This is a genomic window from Streptomyces sp. RP5T (genome assembly GCF_003933965.1).
Classification (GTDB): Bacteria; Actinomycetota; Actinomycetes; order Streptomycetales; family Streptomycetaceae; genus Streptomyces.
This window is the reverse complement of the sequence record NZ_RSAJ01000023.1, coordinates 1-19408: the sequence shown is the minus strand read 5'-3', so window position 1 is coordinate 19408 and position 19408 is coordinate 1. Positions and strand designations below refer to the sequence as shown.

General features: G+C 71.3%; 20 protein-coding genes. 1 reads left to right on the top strand and 19 read right to left on the bottom strand.

Going from position 1 to position 19408, the window contains the following annotated elements:
• Positions 1-33: 33 nt before the first annotated feature.
• The 18 genes from hypE to EHS43_RS04455 all read right to left on the bottom strand — a co-directional run bounded on the left by hypE (position 34) and on the right by EHS43_RS04455 (position 17482).
• The gene (gene hypE / locus EHS43_RS04540; RefSeq protein WP_125189222.1) at positions 34-1113 is read right to left on the bottom strand and encodes a hydrogenase expression/formation protein HypE; all 1080 of its coding nucleotides are present in this window, start codon (positions 1111-1113) and stop codon (positions 34-36) included.
• The gene (hypD, locus tag EHS43_RS04535; protein ID WP_125189221.1) at positions 1106-2233 is read right to left on the bottom strand and encodes a hydrogenase formation protein HypD; all 1128 of its coding nucleotides are present in this window, start codon (positions 2231-2233) and stop codon (positions 1106-1108) included. The genes hypE and hypD overlap by 8 nt, the downstream gene beginning before the upstream one ends.
• Positions 2230-2538 (bottom strand): HypC/HybG/HupF family hydrogenase formation chaperone, encoded by a 309-nt coding sequence (locus EHS43_RS04530; RefSeq protein ID WP_125189220.1) that lies wholly within the window; start codon positions 2536-2538, stop codon positions 2230-2232. The genes hypD and EHS43_RS04530 overlap by 4 nt, the downstream gene beginning before the upstream one ends.
• A 32-nt stretch (positions 2539-2570) precedes the next feature.
• Positions 2571-4955: a carbamoyltransferase HypF gene (hypF, locus tag EHS43_RS04525; RefSeq protein WP_125189219.1), complete on the bottom strand. Its 2385-nt coding sequence runs from the start codon at positions 4953-4955 to the stop codon at positions 2571-2573.
• Positions 4952-5707, bottom strand: a complete 756-nt coding sequence (gene hypB / locus EHS43_RS04520; RefSeq protein WP_125189218.1) for a hydrogenase nickel incorporation protein HypB — start codon at positions 5705-5707, stop codon at positions 4952-4954. The genes hypF and hypB overlap by 4 nt, the downstream gene beginning before the upstream one ends.
• 3 nt (positions 5708-5710) lie before the next feature.
• Entirely contained in the window at positions 5711-6112 is a 402-nt protein-coding gene (locus EHS43_RS04515) for a hydrogenase maturation nickel metallochaperone HypA (protein ID WP_125189217.1), read from the bottom strand.
• 261 nt (positions 6113-6373) lie between these two features.
• A complete protein-coding gene (locus EHS43_RS04510; protein WP_125189216.1) occupies positions 6374-6919 on the bottom strand; it encodes a hydrogenase maturation protease in 546 nt (181 codons plus the stop codon).
• Positions 6916-8346 carry a hypothetical protein gene (locus EHS43_RS04505; protein WP_125189215.1) on the bottom strand — a complete coding sequence of 477 codons (1431 nt, stop codon included), beginning with the start codon at positions 8344-8346 and terminating at the stop codon, positions 6916-6918. The genes EHS43_RS04510 and EHS43_RS04505 overlap by 4 nt, the downstream gene beginning before the upstream one ends.
• Positions 8343-9029, bottom strand: coding sequence for a DUF6084 family protein (locus EHS43_RS04500; RefSeq protein WP_125189214.1), 687 nt, complete (start codon positions 9027-9029; stop codon positions 8343-8345). The genes EHS43_RS04505 and EHS43_RS04500 overlap by 4 nt, the downstream gene beginning before the upstream one ends.
• The gene (locus EHS43_RS04495) at positions 9026-9667 is read right to left on the bottom strand and encodes a DUF5947 family protein (protein WP_125189213.1); all 642 of its coding nucleotides are present in this window, start codon (positions 9665-9667) and stop codon (positions 9026-9028) included. The genes EHS43_RS04500 and EHS43_RS04495 overlap by 4 nt, the downstream gene beginning before the upstream one ends.
• Positions 9664-10182, bottom strand: coding sequence for a hypothetical protein (locus EHS43_RS04490; RefSeq protein WP_125189212.1), 519 nt, complete (start codon positions 10180-10182; stop codon positions 9664-9666). The genes EHS43_RS04495 and EHS43_RS04490 overlap by 4 nt, the downstream gene beginning before the upstream one ends.
• Entirely contained in the window at positions 10179-11963 is a 1785-nt protein-coding gene (locus tag EHS43_RS04485; RefSeq protein ID WP_125189211.1) for a nickel-dependent hydrogenase large subunit, read from the bottom strand. The genes EHS43_RS04490 and EHS43_RS04485 overlap by 4 nt, the downstream gene beginning before the upstream one ends.
• 81 nt (positions 11964-12044) lie before the next feature.
• A complete protein-coding gene (locus tag EHS43_RS04480; protein WP_125189210.1) occupies positions 12045-13133 on the bottom strand; it encodes a hydrogenase expression protein HypE in 1089 nt (362 codons plus the stop codon).
• 63 nt (positions 13134-13196) lie between these two features.
• Positions 13197-14978, bottom strand: coding sequence for an enoyl-CoA hydratase-related protein (locus EHS43_RS04475; RefSeq protein WP_125189209.1), 1782 nt, complete (start codon positions 14976-14978; stop codon positions 13197-13199).
• Between the two features lie 206 nt (positions 14979-15184).
• Positions 15185-15442, bottom strand: a complete 258-nt coding sequence (locus EHS43_RS47405) for a hypothetical protein (RefSeq protein ID WP_125189208.1) — start codon at positions 15440-15442, stop codon at positions 15185-15187.
• Entirely contained in the window at positions 15429-15743 is a 315-nt protein-coding gene (locus EHS43_RS04465; RefSeq protein ID WP_125189207.1) for a DUF6400 family protein, read from the bottom strand. The genes EHS43_RS47405 and EHS43_RS04465 overlap by 14 nt, the downstream gene beginning before the upstream one ends.
• Before the next feature lie 381 nt (positions 15744-16124).
• Complete coding sequence (locus EHS43_RS04460; protein ID WP_125189206.1) at positions 16125-16790, bottom strand: DUF305 domain-containing protein; 666 nt, start codon at positions 16788-16790, stop codon at positions 16125-16127.
• Complete coding sequence (locus EHS43_RS04455) at positions 16787-17482, bottom strand: DUF3105 domain-containing protein (protein ID WP_125189205.1); 696 nt, start codon at positions 17480-17482, stop codon at positions 16787-16789. Before EHS43_RS04455 ends, EHS43_RS04460 begins: the two co-directional genes overlap by 4 nt.
• A 201-nt stretch (positions 17483-17683) precedes the next feature.
• Here EHS43_RS04455 and EHS43_RS04450 point away from each other — a divergent pair, with 201 nt between their 5' ends.
• Positions 17684-18484: an AfsR/SARP family transcriptional regulator gene (locus tag EHS43_RS04450; protein ID WP_260470381.1), complete on the top strand. Its 801-nt coding sequence runs from the start codon at positions 17684-17686 to the stop codon at positions 18482-18484.
• Here EHS43_RS04450 and EHS43_RS04445 read toward each other — a convergent pair.
• The coding region (locus EHS43_RS04445; RefSeq protein WP_148104016.1) for a nucleotide pyrophosphatase/phosphodiesterase family protein at positions 18411-19408 on the bottom strand (998 nt) is incomplete at its 5' end. The two genes, EHS43_RS04450 and EHS43_RS04445, sit on opposite strands and share 74 nt — an antisense overlap.

Below are 19408 nucleotides of genomic sequence, written 5' to 3'. Positions count from 1 at the left end.
CGGACGGCAGGTCCTCGGCGAACGGCGCCCCTGTCAGCAGATCCGCGGAAGTTGCTCCCCGATCGGCAGATCGACCACCCTTGTCCCGCCCAGGCCGGTCCGTGCCACGACCATGCCGGGATGCTCCTCCACGGCCTCACCGATGATCACGGAGTCCGCGCCCAGAGGATGGGCGCGCATCGCCCCGAGGACGGCGTCGGCGTGCTCGCGCGGGGCGAAGGCCACCAGCTTGCCCTCGTTGGCGATGTACATGGGGTCCAGTCCGAGAATGGCGCAGGCGTTGGCCACGGCCGGCGGGACCGGGACATCGCGTTCCTGGATGACGACCCCGGTGCCGGAGGCCTGCGCGATCTCGTTGAGCGAGGCGGCCAGGCCGCCCCGGGTGGGGTCGCGCAGGACGTGCAGATCCGGTGTGACGGCGAGCATGGCGTCGACCAGGCCGCCTAGCGCCGCGCAGTCGCTCTTGATCTCCACTCCGAATTCCAGTCCCTCGCGCACGCTCATGACCGCCACCCCGTGGACGCCGATGGCGCCGCTGACGATCACGACGTCGCCGGGGACGACCCGCTGAGGGCGCAGATCGACGCCCGCCGGGACGAGACCGATGCCCGCGGTGTTGATGTAGATCCCGTCGCCGTGGCCGGCCTCCACGACCTTGGTGTCCCCGGTGGCCACCTCCACACCGGCGGTGCGCGCGGCCGCCCCCAGAGCCTCGGACACCCGAGTGACCACATCCAGCTCGACGCCCTCCTCCAAGATGAATCCGCAGGAGAGGTAGGCGGCGCGGGCGCCGCTCATGGCGAGGTCGTTGACGGTGCCGTTGACCGCCAGGTCTCCGATGCTGCCGCCGGGGAAGAACAGCGGCCGCACCACGTAGGAGTCGGTGGAGAACGCCAGCCGGGCACCGCCCAGGGAGAGGACGGCGGCGTCACCCATTTGGGCGAGCACCTCGCCCCCGAAAGCGGGAGCGAAGATCTGCTGGACCAGTTCGGCGGAGAGCACTCCGCCGCCGCCGTGGCCCATGACGACCCGGGGCCGGTCCCGCAGGGGCGCCGGACACGTCCACGCCTCGACGTCCAGGGCGGGGGCGGGGAGATCGGTGGTGTCAGACAACGGGGGTCGCCTCCTGGGCCTCGGTGGCGGGCATGTCCAGCCGTCGGTAGAGGTAGTACGCGGCGCAGGCTCCCTCGCTGGAGACCATGGTGGCCCCCAGCGGCGTCCGAGGCGTGCACAGAGTGCCGAAGGCCTCGCACTCGTGCGGCTTGAGCAGTCCCTGCAGGACCTCTCCGCTGCGGCACTCGGCCGGCTCCCGGGTACGGATGCCCTCGACGGCGAAGCGGTGCTCGGCGTCGTAGGCGCGGTATTTCGGTGCCAGCCGCCAGCCGCTCTGCGGGATCACCCCGATGCCGCGCCAGGCGCGGTCGGTGACCTCGAAGACGTCCTCCAGCATGGCCCGGGCTGCCGGGTTGCCCTCCGCGCGAACGGCACGGGCGTAGGCGTTGTCGACGGTGTGCTCACCGCGTTCCAGCTGCTGGACGGTACGGCGCACGCCTTCGAGGATGTCCAGTGGCTCGAAGCCCGTCACGACGATCGGCACCCGGAAGCGCTCCGCCAGTTCCGGGTACTCCCCCATGCCCATCACGCTGCAGACATGGCCGGCCGCGAGGAAGCCCTGCACCCGGCAGCTCGGCGAGGACATGATGGCCTCGATGGCGGGCGGGACACGGACGTGGGACACCAGCATGCTGAAGTTCGGGATGCCCAGCTTCCGGGCCTGATGGACCGTCATGGCGTTGGGGGGTGCGGTCGTCTCGAAGCCGATCCCGAAGAACACCACCTCGCGGTCGGGGTTCTGCTGGGCGATCCGCAGCGCGTCGAGCGGTGAGTAGACGACGCGCACGTCACCGCCCTCTCCGCGGACCTGGAACAGGTCCCGTCCGGTGCCCGGCACACGCAGCATGTCACCGAAGGAACAGAAGATCACCTCCGGTCGGGAGGCGATCTCCAGCGCCTTGTCGATGACCTCCAGCGGTGTCACGCACACGGGACACCCGGGTCCGTGGATCAACTCGACCTTGTCCGGCAGGAGTTGGTCGATGCCGTGGCGGATGATGCTGTGCGTCTGCCCTCCGCACACCTCCATCAGGGCCCATGGCCTGGTCACCGTGGCGTGGATGTCGTCGAGGAGCCGGCGTGCCAGCTCCGGGTCCTGGAACTCGTCGATGTACTTCACTTGTTGCGCACCTCTTCCACCGGTTCCGATCCGACCGCCTCCGCCGCCGCCATTTCCCAGGGGTCGCCGAACTCCTCCTGCAGCAGGCCGAGTTCGGCGAAGAGTTCGAGTGTCTGCCGCGCCGACTCCTCGTCCAGCCGCTGCAGGGCGAACCCGACGTGGACGATGGCGTACTCGCCGACCTGGAGGTCGGGCAGATACTCAAGGCACACCTCCTTGACCACGCCGCCGAAGTCGACGGTGGCCATCCGGGTACCGTCCCGTTCCTCGATGTCCAGCACTCTGCCGGGTACCGCCAGACACATGAGCCTCTCCTCGCTGTGGGTCGCGCGTTTGCTCAGTCGGTGGCAGTGGCGCGGGCGGCCACCATCAGTTGGCCCAGCGCCAGGCCACCGTCGTTGGGCGGCACCAGGTGGTGCCGCAGGACCGTGAAGCCGTCCTCGCGCAGGGCGGCGGCACAGGCCGAGGAGAGCAGCGTGTTGGCGAACACGCCTCCCGTCAGGGCGACCGTGTCCAACCCGTGCCGCTCTCGCGCCCGCGCGCACATCCGGTGCACCAGGCCGGTCACGCCCCGGTGGAAGCGCGCGGCGACGAGGGCCGGCTCGACGCCCTCGCGCAGGTCGGCGACGATCGCCGCGAGTACGGGTGCCGGATCGGCCCGTACGGCGCCGTCCCGGTTCCCCTCCGACGCGTGCAGCGCGAAGGCGTACGCGGTGGTGTCGTCGGCGGGTGCGTGCAGCGCCGCCCCTTCCAGTTCGACAGCGGCCTGTGCCTCGTACCCCGCCAGGTGGCACACCCCGGCGAGAGAGGACACCGCGTCGAAGAGCCGGCCCATGCTCGACGTGGGGACACAGTTCACGTCGCGCTCCAACTGCCTTCCCAGTACGTGGAGTTCGTCGGTCGGGCAGGCAGTCGTACAGGCGAGGTCGTCGGACCAGTCGATTCCGGCCGCCCTCAGATGGGCCAGCGCCATGCGGTAAGGCCGGCGCACCGCGGCGTCACCACCGGGCAGTGGCACATACGCGAGATGTCCGAACCGGGTGCAGCGGTCGTAGTCCGCGAGCAGGAACTCCCCGCCCCACACGGCGCCGTCGTCGCCGTGGCCGGTGCCGTCGAAGGCGACGCCGATCACCGGCCTTGTGCCGTCCAGTCCGTGCTCGGCCATGACGGCGGCGATGTGCGCGTGATGGTGCTGGACGCGCACGACGGGCCGGTGCGCCGCGTTCCGGTCGGCCCATCCGGCGGAGCGGTAGCCAGGGTGCCGGTCGGAGACCAGGGTCTCGGGGCGCACCCCGGTGATGGACTCCAACTGCGCCACCGCGCGCTCGAAGACCCGCTGTGTGCCTACGTCGTCCATGTCGCCGATGTGCGCCGACAGCCAGGCCTGCCGGCCCGCCCCGAGACAGAAGGCGTTCTTCAGGTCTCCGCCGACGGCGAGGGCCGGCCGCACGGGCAGCGGGAGGGAGACCGGCAACGGGGCGTAGCCACGCGAGCGGCGGATCACCAGTGGCTCCCCGTCGCAGACGCGGACCACGGAGTCGTCGCACGGAACGTGGATCGGCCGGTCGTACGTGAGCCAGGCGTCGGCCAGGTGCGCCAGTCGCTCCAGCGCCTCGTTGTCGTCGGTGACGATCGGCTCACCCGACAGGTTGCCGCTGGTCATGACGAGCAGCCCGGGGCCGTCCGGGTCGCCGGGCAGGCCGAGCAGCAGATGGTGCACGGGCGTGTAGGGCAGCATCACGCCGAGGTCGGGGCTGCCGGGTGCCACGGCTTCGGCGGGCCGGAGATCCCCGGGGGCGTACGACGGGTGCGGATGCCGCCTCATCAGGACGACCGGCCTGGCCCCGCCTTCGAGCAGGCTCCGCTCCTGCGGGCTCAGCCGGACGAGGTGACGGACGTCGTCCGCGGCCCTGGCCATGACAGCGAACGGCTTGTCCCCGCGCGCCTTTCGCCGGCGCAGGAGGGAGACCGCCTCCTGGTTCATGGCATCGCAGGCCAGGTGGTATCCGCCCAGGCCCTTCACGGCGAGGATCGCGCCCCGCTTCAGCAGCGCGCGGGCCTCGGTGACCGGGTCCGCCCCCTCGACATTCCCGAGCCGCGCCTCCTGGGCGAGGACCAGCCGCAGACGGGGTCCGCAGGCCGGGCAGGCGATCGGCTGCGCGTGGAACCGGCGGTCGGCCGGATCCTCGTACTCCCGGGCACAGTCGGCGCACATCGCGAAGCCGGCCATGGTGGTGTTCGCCCGGTCGTACGGCACGCCGGTGACGATCGTGAAGCGCGGGCCGCAGTGAGTGCAGTTGACGAACGGGTGCCGGTAACGCCGGTCCGCCGGGGCTGCCAACTCGGCGAGGCAGTCGGCACAGGTGGCGGAGTCGGGGGAGACCAGAGTGCGGGCCGGTCCACCGGTGCGCGAGGTGAGGATGGTGAACGCGGTGCCGCCGGCGGGAGGCAGCTCCCAGTGGTGGACGGAATCCACGCGGGCCAGCGGCGGTGCCTGGGCGGCGATCAGGTCGCAGAACCGGGCCACGGCCGAGGCACTGCCCTCGACCTCCGCAACGACGCCCTCCGGGGTGTTGGTCACGTGTCCGGCCAGGGCGAGTTCGGTGGCAAGGCCGTAGAGGTAGGGCCTGAAACCCACGCCCTGTACCACTCCCCGTACGGTGACCCGGCGGCGTCGTGGAGTGTTCTCGGCGACGGCGGCGGGAGCCTGCGGACCGCTCACGAGTGGGTGTGGGCCATGGTGCCGGTGGCCTCCGGGTGCGGGTGCGGGTGACCGTGGTGATGAGGCTGCCGGGCCATCACCGGTGAGTGGACAGGCGTGGCGTCCACGGCGGCCAGCGCCCGGTCGAGCAGCGCGCCGACTCCCTGCCCCCGGCGTGCCGACGTCAGGATCACCTCGACTCCGGGGTTGACCTGCTCCACGTTCGCGCGGAACGCCGCCTCGTCGAACTCGACGGCCTCCGCGATGTCGGTCTTGGTGACCACCACGAGGTGGGCGAGGCCGAAGGCGGTGGGGTACTTGAGCGGCTTGTCCTCGCCCTCCGTCACCGAGGCGAGGGTGACCCTCAGGGTCTCCCCCAGGTCGTAGGAGGCCGGGCAGACCAGGTTGCCGACGTTCTCCACGAACAGCAGCCGGGTGTCGTCGGGCAGCCACCCGTCCAGGTGCCCGGCGAGCATCCCCGCCTCCAGATGACACAGTCCGTCGGTGAGCACCTGCTTGACGGGGACCCCCGAACGCGCGAGCCGGGCCGCGTCGTTCTCGGTGGCCAGATCGGCGCTCAGCGCCGCGACGGGAACGGCCCGCTCCCGTGCCCGCAGCAGCTCGCGCTCCAGCAGCGCGGTCTTGCCGCTGCCCGGACTGGACAGCAGGTTGACGACCGCGATGCCCCGAGCCGCCAGGTCCGCGCGCAGTTCGTGGGCGCTCGCGTCGTTCTTCGCGAGTACGGCCTGCCGCAGGTCGACGACACGGCACATGGTTCAGCACTCCTCGGAGATCGGTTCGCGGGTGGGCGTGTGCGCGGGGCCGAGGCCGTCCTCCCAGTGCACGTCGACGATCTGCAGTTCCCGGCCAGCGAGCAGGTCGGTCCGCGTACCGCCGCACGCGGGGCAGGTCAGCCGGGGCGGCATGCCGACGGCCCATTCGTGTGAGCAGGGCGTGCACCGGGCCCGCCCGGGCACCGCTTCGGTGATCAGTTCGGCGCCTTCCAGCAGGGTTCCGGCGCAGGCCAGTCCGAAGGAGAAGGCGAGCGCGTCGGGTACGACGCCGGCCAGTTCGCCCACCTGGAGCCGTACCGATCGCACCGCCGTGACGTCGTTGGCCCGTGCGGCGGCCTCTTCCACCTGGTCGACGACGGCCAGCGCGATGGACATCTCGTGCATGGGTTCCGTCCTTCCGTCCGCGGCTGCCTCCGTTCGGCCTTCATTAGAGGCGGGCGCGGCCGGGTCGCACGGCCCGGCACGCCGTGGCCGGCAGGCGGGTACGCCGTTCGACGCAACCGCGCGACACACCGGTGGCGGCCACGATTCACATCCGTCTGATGCGCAGGTAGCGCCTCAGGTCGGGAAACACCTCGACGACGACGGCGACCATGGCGGCGACGGCCGCTCCGCCGATGACGATCTTCTTCATCCCGTCTCTCCTCATGTCTGAGCCTCAGCGGTTGAGGCCTGCGCCACGGGCGGCTCGCCGTCCCGCAGCAGCTCTTCGATCAGCCGGACGGCCTCCGGTACGGCGTCGGACACCGGCGGGCTCAGACCGATGCCCTCGTCCACCGAGGCCGGTTCGCAACCCACAATCAGGACGCGGCGTGGTGGCTCGCCGCCGGTCCCGGCGCACAGGGTGCCCAGCAGCGCCAGGACCGTGTCGGGGGTCATCCGGTGGCCGTCCAGCGCGGGGGCGGCGGGTGAAGGGCTCCCACCGCCGACGTCGTGTTCGATCACGTACAGCGTGCCGGGGGCTTCGCCGCGTGCCGTGGCGTCCACGAGGACGAGGGTGTCGTAGCCGTCCAGCAGCTGATAGGCGAGGTGCACCCCGCGCACCCCGATGTCCACGACCTCGACGTGTCCGGGCAGGTCGCGCTCGGTGAGCCGGCGGGCGGTCTCCACCCCGAAGCCGTCGTCCCCGAGGAAGACGTTGCCGATGCCCGCCACGAGCGTCCTTGGACCTGGCGGTGGGGGAAGGTTCATACGTCGTCCTCCAGCGGTGTGACCTCGTCGGGCTGGAAGTACAGGAACCGTCCCTGCTCGCGGCGGACGTCGGCGCCCGGGTCGCCCTCCACGGTGACCGCCAGGTGCACCCCGCCGTCCACGTCGTGCAGCACCGCTTCGACCTTCGCGGTGCGGCCCCGCAGGAAGATGTCCTGCGCGTCCGTGCGGCGCAGACCCGGGTGCAGCTCGACGCGGCTGCCCTGGCCCACCGACCGGCCGTCCACGACCACCCGGTCCCGCGCCGGGTCGAAGCCCGCGTCGCTCGCGGGGTCCCACCAGGGGGTGTCCGGCCGCGTCACCCCGTATTCGTCGGGGAAGCCGCCGTCCGGGGCGGCGGGGCCGGGACCGGTCACGCCGCGCAGGCTGCGCACCGCCCCGTGCAGACGCTCCAGAACCTCGGGCGGCATCGAGTCCGCCAGTTCGATCACGGCGGCCGCCCGCTCGTCGGTGCCCCGGGCCTCGCGCTTCTCCTCGTCGGTGAGGGCCGCGGTGCGCAGCGCGAGGATCTCGTCGATCTCGAGGGCGTCGTAGAGCGCGCCGGGGCTCTCCGGCGCGATGGCCGGGTGGTCCTCCAGGATGATCGGCGAGGACAGCACGAGGTCGGCGCGGCCGGGTTCGCCGGCGAGGACGGGCCAGGTGTGCAGGTTGCGGCAGGCGGCGACGGCGCCCTTCGCCCACTCGGGGGGATCGGTCATCGAGAGGAATGATCCGGCGCTGAGGGCCATGAGGAGGTGGGTGGCCACCAGGGAGCGCGGCAGCGCGGCCTCCCGGTCCGCGCCGCGGCCCTCGGGCGGTGTCCAGTCGCTGGTGTTCTCGACGACGGCGGTCAGCCGCAACACCCGGTAGGGGCCGTCGAGTTCGCGAGCGGACAGCCGTACCGTCCCACTGATCTCCTCGCACCGCCGGACCAGTCGGCCGACGGTGCGTCCGGCCTCGTCCAGGACCGGTTCGGTGTCCTCGTGGGCGGGGAGCCGGAAAGGATGGGTGACGCCGTCGCCGAGGAGTTCGTCCACCGGTGCGACCACCTCGACGCGCTCCTCACTTCCCTCGTCCCAGGGCACCAACACCCGGTCGTCGAGGCGGAGTTCGGGCACGGTGTCGAAGCCGCCGTCCGGGCGGGTCTGCTGCACCGTGCGCCTTCGGGCGTGCAGGAAGCGCACCTCGACCGAGAGGGTCGCGCCCGCCTTCGGTTCCATCAGGCATTCGGTGTGCTGGAAGTCGTGCTCCTCGCACTCGGTGCCCCAGCCGGGCGGCACGAGCACACCGAACTGCCAGCGCAGCCGGTTCTTGGCCGCCGAGGCGCGGTACGGGTAGAGCACATAGCCCTCGAAGAGGACGGCGTCGGCCACCTGCCGGGCGAGAGCGAGGCGCTCCTCGGTCTCGGGGGCGAACGCGGTCACGGTCACGGATCGGTCCTTCCGGTGGTGGCGGTGAGGGCGCGCAGCGGGTCGTGCGCGGGCGGGCCGGCCCCCTCCTCCAGCAGCGCCGCGACGGTCGCCTCCCAGGACGGCAGGGCGTGCCGGGAGCGGTAGGCGAGCAGGGCGTCCATGGTGTCGCGGGGCAGCCGGATCCAGCCGCAGCCGGGGAAGTGCTGCTCGACCATCTCCCGCCAGGCGGTGACGGGCATCCGGAAGGCTGCCTCGCGGTCCCACGGGACGGGCTCCACCTGGAAGCCGCCGGTTCCGGTGAACGCCGTACCGGAGAAGAGCATCAGCAGGGGGACCTCGCCGTCGGTGAGGGCGGTGAGGTAGCGGGTGGCGGCGATGTCCATGTCGTAGGTGCAGGGCACGACGAGGTCGGTCTCGATCTCTCCGGTGAAGCTCGGCACCATGACCGAGACCTGGGCGAACTGCACCGGCTGGAGCGTGCTGCCCCAGCGTGAGCGCTCGCCGAAGAGGTCCGCGAGGCCGTCCGCCTCGGCGGGCTGGTAGCCGCGGCGGGCGGGTTCGATGCGGATCTGGCAGCGCAACGCGAGGGCGTGCACGCGGGCGTTGTCGGCGGCGGTGACGCGCAGCCGGAAGACGAGGGTCGGTCCGGCGGCGTACTGGTCGGCGCGAACGCCGGTGCAGGCGAAGGAGAACGCGGTCACGGGTGCCCCACCTCGCCCAGGGGCCGGACGCGTCGCGCGACGTCCGCGAAGAACGCGTCCAGCGCGGCGCGGGCCTCGGCCCCACCGTCGAAGCCCTGCCACAACAGGCGCATACGGCCGACGAGTTCGTAGCAGATGTCGATCGGTACGAGGTGGCACTCGAAGCGGCCGTCGGTGCGGCGCAGCAGCAGCGCCTCCACGTCGGGTTCGAGCAGCTCGGCGAGGGGGCTGCCGCCGAGGATGTCCGTCCAGGTGGCCGGGTCGAGTTCGCTCTCGGTGGCTCCGGCCGGGCTCGGGTAGAGGGCGACCAGCCGGTCGAGCGCCACGTTGCGGAAGAGGAAGGCGACGCCGACCGGGATCTGCAGCGCGTCCCACGCGCTCTCGTCGAGGCGGTGCCCGGTGTCGGTGAGGTAGCGGGCCGGGACCGTACGGAAACGGCCCGCGGCGGCGCCCGGCTGCTCCATCAGCAGTGCGCACGGGGCGCAGGCGCAGACGAGGGCTCGCTTCTCGGTGTCGACGAGATGACGATGGCCCGCCTCCACTGCCACGGCGCACAGCTCACACCGTTCGGGCTGCGGAGGCCTCTCGGTGAGGAACCTCCGCAGGCCGGGCGTGCGCGTCGCCGGGGACGCCGTCATCGGGCCCCCGTCGGTGCGGTGCCGATCTGGAGGAGCGTCGGCCCCGCGGGGGCGGTCTGTACGTCGACCGCTCTGACCTCCGGTGCGAAGCAGGCGAGCGCTGCCTCCGCGGCCTCCCGGGCACCCGTGCCGGAGCCGCAACCGCAGCCGTCGGCCTCCCGGGCCCGCAGTGTCAGAGTGCCGCTCTCGTCGTCGAAGCCCACCACTTCCAGGGTGTGTTCCCGGACCCCGTCGAGGGCGCGGGCGATGCGGGTGTCGCGGTCCTCGGGGTGCAGGTCGTGCAGGACGAGCAGGCTCGCGACCAGGTCGTCGCCCAGGAGGCGTGCCAGTGCTTCGCCGGGAGCGCCGGAAAGCAGGTGGAGGATACGGGCGAGTCCGGCGCCGTAGAAGTCCATGAGAGAGCGGACGAGTTCCTCTGCGGCCGCGGCGGCGGCCGTGTCGCCGCTCTCGGCCAGCCTGCCGAGGATTTCCTCGACACGGCGTCCGGTCTGCTCCGCGGAGTTGACCGCGCTCATCCGCCCAGTCCACTCAGGCCGGTGGGCACGTGCATCGACTTCACCGTCTTGCCGCCCCCGACGTACATGTGGACGCCACAGGGCAGACAGGGGTCGAAGCTGCGGACGGCGCGCATGATGTCGATGCCCTTGAAGTTCTCCGGGGTGTTCTCCTCGAAGATGGGCGTGTTCTGTACGGCGTCCTCGTAGGGACCGGGTGTGCCGTAGGTGTCCCGGACGCTGGCGTTCCAGGGAGTCGGCGGGTACGGGTGGTAGTTGGCGATCTTGCCGTCCCGGATCACCATGTGGTGGGAGAGGACACCGCGGACCGCCTCGGTGAAACCGACACCGATGCTCTCGTCCGGAACCTCGAACTTCTCCCAGGTCTGGGTGCGTCCGGCGCGGACCTCCGCCAGTCCCTTCTCCGCGAAGTGCAGGGCGACGGCGGCGGAGTACGCCTGGAAGTACGTGCGGGCGCGGTTGCGCTCCAGCGCGTTGGACCACTTCGGGATCTTCCACTCGAAGGTGGTCTCCGGCTTGGTCATGGTGCGGGGCAGGTTGATGACCACGCTCTGGCCGGTGGCCTTGACGTACCCGATGTCGACGAGACCGGACAGGGCGGTCGACCACAGGCGGGCGATGGGGCCGCCACCGGTGTCCAGGGCGAGGTGGTCCTTGCCGTCGAACCAGCGCGGGGACATGACCCAGCTGTACTTGTCGTCGAAGTTCCGCTTCTGCGGGGTGGGGATGGTGTGCTGGTTCCACGGATGGCGCGGGTCCACCGGGTTGCCGAGCGGGTCATGGGTGACGAACTGCTCCTGGCCCTGCCAGTCCTCGTAGTAGGAGCTGCCCAGCAGGATGCGGATGCCGAGGTTGATCTCGGTGAGGTCGTTGGTGACGAGCTTGCCGTCGACGATGACACCGGGGGTGACGAACATGCGCCGGCCCCAGTCGGTCATGTTGGCGTAGGTGAAGTCGCAGTACTCGGGGTCGTTGAGCGCGCCCCAGCAGCCGAGCAGGACACGTCGGCGGCCCACTTCCTCGTACCCGGGCAGCGCCTCGTAGAAGAAGTCGAACAGGTCGTCGTGGAGGGGCACGACGCGCTTCATGAACTCCACGTAGCGCATCAGCCGGCTGAGGTAGTCCGTGAAGAGCTGCACGGAGGCGATGGTGCCGACGCCGCCCGGGTAGAGCGTGGAGGGGTGCACATGGCGGCCCTCCATCAGGCAGAACATCTCGCGCGTGTAGCGGCTGACCTGGAGGGCCTCGCGGTAGAACTCGCCCTCCAGGGGGTTGAGCGAGCGCATGATGTCGGCGATCGTGCGGTAGCCGTGCTCCGCGGCGTGCGGGGCCTCGGTGCGCTCGGCGAGTTCGAGGACGCCGGGGTTGGTCTCCTTGACCATCTTCTCGCAGTAGTCGACCCCGACCAGGTTCTCCTGGAAGATGTTGTGGTCGAACATGTACTCCGCGGACTCACCGAGGTTGATGATCCACTCGCCGAGGTGCGGGGGCTTCACGCCGTACGCCATGTTCTGCGCGTACACCGAGCAGGTGGCGTGGTTGTCGCCGCAGATGCCGCAGATGCGGCTGGTGATGAAGTGGGCGTCGCGGGGGTCCTTGCCGCGCATGAAGACGCTGTAGCCGCGGAAGACCGACGACGTGCTGTAGCACTCCGCGACCCGCTTCTGCTTGAAGTCGATCTTCGTGTGGATTCCCAGGCTGCCCACGATCCGGGTGATCGGGTCCCAGGCCATCTCCACCAGGCCGCTGCCGTCGCCGGCCGCCTTCGTCGTCGGTGCCATCTGTGTGCCGTGCCCTTCGTTGCGCGGGAGATTCGGGTGGGGGGTGCACGAAGCGGGGAGCGGATCAACTGCGGCGAATGCTCACCACGGCGGTCGGTATCCGGTGGTGATCTTGTCTCCGGTACGGCGCCACTTGGGCTCCCTGTCCACCGTCCTCGCGGTGATCGACCGCAGCTTGCGGACGACGGCGCCGTACGCTCCGCTGGCGTTGCTGGACACCTTGGCGCCGGGGGGTTCGTCCATGAACGGCATGAACTTGTCGGGGAAGCCGGGCATGGTGCAGGCGATGCAGATGCCACCGACGTTGGGGCAGCCGCCGATCCCGTTCATCCAGCCGCGCTTGGGCACGTTGCACTTGACGACCGGACCCCAGCAGCCGAGCTTGACCAGGCACGTCGGCGAGTCGTACGACAGGGCGAACTGGCCCTGCTCGTAGTAGCCCGCGCGGTCGCAGCCCTCGTGCACGGTGGCCCCGAACAGCCAGGTCGGGCGCAGCTTGTCGTCCAGGGGGATCATCGGGGCGGCGCCGGCCGCCTGGTAGAGCAGGTAGGTGAGCGTCTCGGAGAAGTTGTCGGGCTGGATCGGACAGCCGGGGACGCACACGATGGGGATGCCCGCATGGGACTTCCAGTCCCAGCCGAGGTAGTCGGGCACGCCCATCGCGCCGGTCGGGTTGCCTGCCATGGCGTGGATGCCGCCGTAGGTGGCGCAGGTGCCGATGGCCACGACCGCCAACGCCTTCGGGGCGAGCCGGTCGATCCACTCGCTGGTCGTGATCGGCTGGCCGGTCTCCGGGTTGTCGCCGAAGCCGCACCAATAGCCCTCGGGCTTGATCGCCTCGTTCGGGATGGAGCCCTCGACGACCAGGACGAACGGGTCGATCTCACCCCGCTCCCCCTTGAAGAACCACTCGATGAACGTGTCCGAGCCGCCGACCGGACCGCACTCGAAGTCGATGAGCGGCCAGTGGACGGCGATCTTCGGGAGGCCCGGCAGCACACCGAGCACGATCTCCTCGATGCTGGGCTGCATGGCCGCCGTCAGCGCGACCGAGTCACCGTCGCAGCTCAGGCCCGCGTTGATCCAGAGAATGTGGATCGTGGGTGTCTCGTCGGCGGCCGCGTCGCTCGCGTCCGCTGCGCCGACCGTGTCCGGCGTCGCCTCAGTCATGGGACCGCCTCCTGGGGAGGTAAGGAATGAAAGCCCAGATTTCGACCATCGCTTCTCTTCGTATCAACCGTTCGGCTGCGACGAGACGCCATGCAGGGCCATTCCGGTGACATCCGCGATGGAGGGGGTCGGACCGGTTTGCGCGACCCGGGCGGGACCGAGGTGCGGCGGGGTGCACGTCGGCCGCTCCTTGTGGACGAAGGAACGACGCAGCGCGTGGTACGGGGCATCCGGGTCGTCGAAGGTCCGGCGCATCCGGGCCAGCTCCCGCTCGCGGAAGCCGGCCAGCGGGGTCACGCTCTGAAGCCGGTCCAGCTCCGTCTTCTTCGCGGTGATCCGTGCCGCCGTCGCCGGCAGTGACGCCAGCCGGGCCGCCAGGCCGTCGACCTCCCCCGCGAACGCGTCCGGACCGCAGTCGACCACCCGGTCGACGAGACCGAGGCGCAGGGCGGCCGCCGAGCTCACCGGGAGAGCCTCACCCATGAGCCGTTCCGCCATCGCCGGACCCACCCTGCGCGGCAGGGTGTGCGTCCAGTACTCCGAGCCGTACAGACCCATCAGGCGGTAGTGCGGGTTCAGCACGGCGCCCGAGCGGCACCACACCTCGTCGGCCGCCAGGGCGAGCATCACCCCGCCCGCCGCGGCGTTGCCCGCGACCGCCGCGACCACCAGTCGGCCGGTCGTCGTCAGGACCGCCTCGACCAGATCGTCGATGGCGTTGATGTTCGCCCAGGACTCGGCAGCCGGGTCGTCCGCGGCCTCGATGACGTTCAGGTGGATCCCGTTGGAGAAGAAGTCCCGTTCGCCGCCCAGCACCAGGACGGACGTGGGCCGCTCGCACGCTTCCCGGTAGGCGTCCAGCAGACGCCGGCACTGCTCCGTGCTCATCGCGCCGCCGGGGAAGGAGAACGAGAGGAACCCGACGTGCCCGTCCTCCCGGTAGCGGATGTCCGTCCAGGTACCGTGCCGCACCTCGGGCAACGGGGGCAGGGCGTGATCGGGCAGGGGTGGCAGCCGGTCACGCAGGGCCCGCACGGCAGGCAGTTTGTACGTGGGCGGCTGCCCGGGCACGCGCCGGGGCCGCAGCTCGGGGATCCACACGGCGCCGTCCTTGGTTGCCCGGCACACCGCCCCCGCCCTGGTGGCCAGCAGCTCGCCCGGGCGGCCGTGCAACACGCTCTCGGGATGACCGCCGTGCAGATACCACTCACGGCCGAGCAGGACGTCCAGCACACCGGGCTGCGAGTCCGCCGCTCTCAGCTTGCGCAGGACGTCCTGCGTGGAGTCCTCGGCCCAGTCGATGCGCCGGACGCTCTGGTCGAGGTAGGGGCGGGGGCGCAGACCGGCGTCGGTCGCGGGAGCCACGTCCTGCTTGCGTGGTACGTGGGTTCCCTCGGCGAAGCGCTCCACCGCCAGCAGGACGGCCGTCAGCGCGGCGTCGGCGATCTCACCCCGGTACAGCTCGCTCTTGGGAACCGGTGGGACCCGGCACGGTGCACAGGCCCACACGTCACCGGCATCCATCTCCCCGTCGGCCTGCAGGACGGTGACGCCCCACTGGTCGACGCCCTCGTGAATCGCCCAGTCCAGGGAGGAAGGTCCACGGTCGCCCACGGGCCCCGGATGGACGATGAGGCAGGTGTGCCCTGTCCATACCTCCTCGGGAATCGCCGTCTTCAGCATCGGCGCCACGATGAGCTGCGGTGCATGCCGTCGCACGGTTTCGGGCAACGAGCTGCCGGGCAGGGCCAGTTCCACCGCCACGGTGTGGCCACGGTCGCGCAGTTCGGCGAAGACACGCTGGGTGAGGCTGTTGAACGCACTGGCCAGGAGCAGGATGTGCACCGCTGCCTCCGAGACGGACGAACGGCAGGCAGGGGTGCCCGCCGGACGCGATCCTCGGGCAGGGCGGCCTGCCGTTCCCGACGACAGGCGGTGGGATCATCCGAAAGCGGGTGCCGATCCGCCGTCCGGCCTCACTGGCCACGACCGGCGGCTGCGCCGACAGCGGCACCGATGGTCCGGCTCACCGAGCCGGCCGCGGTAAGTGCTCACATTCGTCGCAGGCCGCTGGTCATGCGCTCCCACCGGGAGCGGGTGGCACCGAAGTGGGTCTCGTGTGCCCAGATGTGTGTGCAGGACCGGCACTGCAGGTGAAGCAGGCTGCCGACGTGGGAAAGCAGGTAGCGCCAGTGCTCGGAACAGGTGCGCCCCTGCTCGCAGGTGGCGCACCCGCGATGATCGTCGCAGTTCGGGCAGGCCACCCAGGCGCGCCGCCCGATGTCCGCCTGCGGGTCAAGCGGCAGCATCGCTGCCCCCTCTCCGAGGCAGCACGCCGGCCGAGACCAGTTCGTCGTACACACGCTGCTGCTCCGCGCTGAGACCGGAATACAGGAGCTCATACGCGGCTTCCTCGCCGCGCAGCGCGGCGACGGGGTCCCAGTCGGGGCCGAGAGCGTCCAGGACATGAGCGCGCCGGAGCAGTTCATGTGAGCTCAGGTCGACGTCCAGGTCGACCGTCGGGAGCGGGTCGGGTCGGTCCGTCGCGGGCCTGCTTTCCGCGGCGGTTTCGTCCGGTTCGCCTGGAAGGGCGCGGCCATGGGAGGACATGGGACCGAACGTAGGCAAGCGCTTCTCGCCCCGGCAAGAGCAGGTGGGAGAAGTCACAGCAGGCCCGCGCCCTCAGGGGACGTCCGGTGCGACCCGTACATGCCAGTGGTGCCGGGTCCATTCCCCGCACAACACGGATACACCCCGGGAAGAGGACCGCTGCGGGGTCGGCCCTGTACCGCCGGAACACGTCAGCACTTTGCCCAGGCCGCCTGCGGGGGTTCGAGGATCAAGCTCCGGACCATTCACGGTCCGGTCACCGCGCCGACGACCGCACCAGGCATCATTCCTGCTGCTCACGCCAGATGCGGGGCGTGCACCACCATGAGACGAAGAATCTTCTGGTGCCGTACTCGCCGAAGAAGCTGGGCTTCTTCTAGCTCACGGGTTGCCGTCGCCCGGTTCCGTCAGCAGGGACTCCATCAGAGCGATCTCCGCCCGCTGGCCCCGGACCATGCCCTGGGCCAGGCGGAGGACGGGCTGCGGGGTGTCGCCGTCCGCGGTGACCGCCTCGGCCATGTGCACACCGCCCCGGTGATGGTCGATCATCAGGCGCAGGTACAGCTGATCCGCCTGCCGGCCGTGTGCCGCGGACAGGCGTGCCATGTCGGCACGGTCGGCCATGCCGGGCATGAGGACGCCCGCGCGGCGGTCCGCGGCACTCGGCGCCGGCATGTTCATCCAGCGCATGGCCTGTCCGCCGGAGGTCGCGGTACGCCCCCACGACTGGAGCCAGCCCAGCATCATCCCGCGCTGGGTGGCCTGGGTGTTGGCGATGTCGTACGCCAGGGTCCGCACCTGCGGCGAAGCCCCGGCGCGCAGGACGGCCAGCGACATCTCGACCGCCTGCTGGTGGTGAACGGCCATGTCCCGGCTGAACCCGACCGCGACCGAGTCCTCGGCGGGCACCGGGGCGCCGGCGGGGGCCCGGCCCGACAGCGTGGTCAGCAGCAGGGCCGCGACGAGCAGCGCGACCGCCGCGACCGGCAGGAGCAGCTCCGTGAGGCGGCCCCGTGCGACGCCCCGTGCGAGGTCCTCACCGGTCACGGGGTGGCCTTTCCACCGGTGACGGGAGCGCCTTCCTCGGGTGCCTGCGGCCCCTGGACGTAGGCGTCGAAGAACTGGTCGACCCGCGGGTCGTCGGCCGAGTCGACGGTCAGCTGATGGCCCCAGGCGGTCAGTTCCACGCGACCGGGCTGGTCGGGCAGCGGGCTCATCATCCGGTACGGCACACCTTCGACCTTGGCCCGCAGCTTCTCCACCTCGGCCGCCGGAAGGGCGCGGGAGTACGTCACCCACACGGCACCGTGTTCCAGCGCGTGCACGGCGTTCTCCTCGCGCAACGGCCGTGTGTAGACGTCACCGTTGGCGTTCTGCCACCGTGGGTCGTGTCGGCCGCCGACCGGGGGCCACGGGGTTCGGGGGTAGGCGACCTCACCCTTGACGTGCAGGCGCTCCAGTCCGTCGTAGACCTTCTCCCCCCGGACATTGGCCTTGCCGGGGTCGATCCCGGAGTCGGCGGGGGTGTCCTTCCCGGGACCGCCCTGCACACTCAGCACCACGACGACGACCGCCACCGCCGCCGCCAGTACGGAGCCGAGGGTGGCGACGGTGCGCCATCGCTTGGTGCGACGGGCACGTCGGGCGTCCTGGTCGCGCAGTGCGGCGAGTCTGACCCGGCGTGCCTCGTCCGCGTGGCCGGCCGCCGCGGGCGGGTGCTGGCGCTGGTCCTGAGACATGGGCGGCCTCTCGCTGCGCGGGCATGGACGGGCCCCAGGATAGGAACGGTCCGGTCCCCGAGTCCCGGGGCCCGGGTCCCGTCCCACTCCCAGGACGGTGTCGGGTCGCAGGTCCCGGGCTCCCGGGACAAGAGGCGACCTACGCTGTGCGATCGCCACGGCACGGCAGGCGCCCGCGGTGCCGGCACGCACGATCAACGGGTGGGAGAAAGAGTGGAATTCGGCATCCTCGGGCCGCTGCGCGTCCGGACCCACGGCCGGGAGATCGCGATACCGGGCCGAAAGCAGCGGACCTTGCTGGCCGCGCTGCTGCTGGCCCGCGGAGATGTCCTGTCCGACGAACGCCTCACCGCCCTTCTGTGGGGGCAGCGGCCCCCGGCGACGGTGAGCGCCCAGCTCTACACATATGTCTCACGGCTGCGGCAGCGCCTCGGCACCGCCGTCGAACTCGTCCGCGAACCTGCCGGGTACCGGCTTGGCATACGGGACGCGGTGTTCGACGCGGCAGAGTTCCACCGGTTGTCCCGCGCCGGTCACCAGGCTCTGCGTGACAACCGGCCCGACGTGGCCGCCAGGTTGCTCCACGCCGCCCTGGACCTGTGGCGAGGGCCTTCGCTGGGTGGGGTCACCGACCAGCTGCGGGCGGCCGAGACCCCACAGCTCGATGAGGCGCGGATGACCGCCCTGGAGAGCCGCCTGGAAGCCGAACTGGCCCTCGGTGAGCACCGGCAGCTGGTCGCCGAACTCACCGGTCTCGTGGCCCGGTTCCCGCTGCGCGAGCGGCTGCGGGCCCAGTGGATGACTGCGCTGTACCGGTGCGAGCGGCAGGCGGAGGCGCTCGCCGTCTACCAGGAGGGCCGGCGGCTGCTCGCCGAGGAACTGGGCGTCGACCCCGGCCCCGCACTGACCGCCACCCACCATGCCGTGCTCAGTGGTGGGCTGGCACTGGAGCCTCCGGTGAGCCGTGCCGCAGCCCTGCCAGGTGCAGCAGCAGCTCCTTGACCTCGGTCGCGGCGATCCGGCTCCGGCGGGCCGCGGGTGCGTCGCACAGCAGCACAGGTCCGTCGTCCGCGTGGGCGGGCAGCAGCCCGTGGCTGCCGCGCACCCGAGAGGGGTCGAGGGACACCACGTCCATCAGATAGCGCATCCCCAGACGCTTGCGGGCCAGCGCACCGGCCGCTCGCAGCTTCACCAGGCGATCGGTGTGGTCGAAGAGCAACTCGGCCGGGTCGTAACCGGGTTTGCGGTGGATCTCGACCGCCCGGGCGAAGTCCGGGGCACGCTCGTCGTCCAGCCAGTAGTAGTACGTGAACCAGGCGTCAGGTTCCGCCAGGGCAACCAGCTCGCCGGAGCGCGGATGGTCGAGACCGTGTTCCGCGCGGGCGGCGCCTTCCAGGAGGGTGCCGAGACCGGGCAGCGGCTCCAGCGCCTTGCGTACCGCGGGCAGGTCCGCCGGGTCGGCGACGTACACGTGGGCGACCTGGTGGTCGGCGACGGCGAACGCGCGGGACGTCCACGGATCGAGGTACTCCATGCCGGCCTGGGTGTGGACCGCGAGCAGTCCCGCCCGCCTGAGGGCGCGGTTGATGTCCACCGGACGGGAGACCTCGGTGATGCCGTACTCGCTGAGTGCGACCGTCGTCGCTCCGGCGCGGCGGGCGTCGTCCAGCAGGGGAGCCAGGGTGCGGTCCAGCAGCCGTGCGGCACGGATCGCCTGCCGGCTGTCCGGGCCGTACCGCTGGAGGTCGTAGTCGAGGTGCGGGACGTAGACCAGGCTGAGGTCGGGGCGGTGGGCGCGCAGGATGTGGCGGGCGGCGTCGGTGATCCAGCACGAGGACGCGATGTCCGCGCCGGGTCCCCAGAACCGGAAGAGCGGGAAGTCCCCCAGTCGATCGGTGAGTTCGTCGTGCAGGGCGGGCGGGCGGG

Coding starts and splice junctions, on each gene's coding strand:
- EHS43_RS04530 (WP_125189220.1), bottom strand. CDS start 2,538: ATGTGTCTGGCGGTACCCGGCAGAGTGCTGGACATCGAGGAACGGGAC.
- hypB (WP_125189218.1), bottom strand. CDS start 5,707: ATGTGCCGTGTCGTCGACCTGCGGCAGGCCGTACTCGCGAAGAACGAC.
- EHS43_RS04515 (WP_125189217.1), bottom strand. CDS start 6,112: ATGCACGAGATGTCCATCGCGCTGGCCGTCGTCGACCAGGTGGAAGAG.
- EHS43_RS04510 (WP_125189216.1), bottom strand. CDS start 6,919: ATGAACCTTCCCCCACCGCCAGGTCCAAGGACGCTCGTGGCGGGCATC.
- EHS43_RS04495 (WP_125189213.1), bottom strand. CDS start 9,667: ATGACGGCGTCCCCGGCGACGCGCACGCCCGGCCTGCGGAGGTTCCTC.
- EHS43_RS04490 (WP_125189212.1), bottom strand. CDS start 10,182: ATGAGCGCGGTCAACTCCGCGGAGCAGACCGGACGCCGTGTCGAGGAA.
- EHS43_RS04485 (WP_125189211.1), bottom strand. CDS start 11,963: ATGGCACCGACGACGAAGGCGGCCGGCGACGGCAGCGGCCTGGTGGAG.
- EHS43_RS04480 (WP_125189210.1), bottom strand. CDS start 13,133: ATGACTGAGGCGACGCCGGACACGGTCGGCGCAGCGGACGCGAGCGAC.
- EHS43_RS47405 (WP_125189208.1), bottom strand. CDS start 15,442: ATGCTGCCGCTTGACCCGCAGGCGGACATCGGGCGGCGCGCCTGGGTG.
- EHS43_RS04465 (WP_125189207.1), bottom strand. CDS start 15,743: ATGTCCTCCCATGGCCGCGCCCTTCCAGGCGAACCGGACGAAACCGCC.
- EHS43_RS04455 (WP_125189205.1), bottom strand. CDS start 17,482: ATGTCTCAGGACCAGCGCCAGCACCCGCCCGCGGCGGCCGGCCACGCG.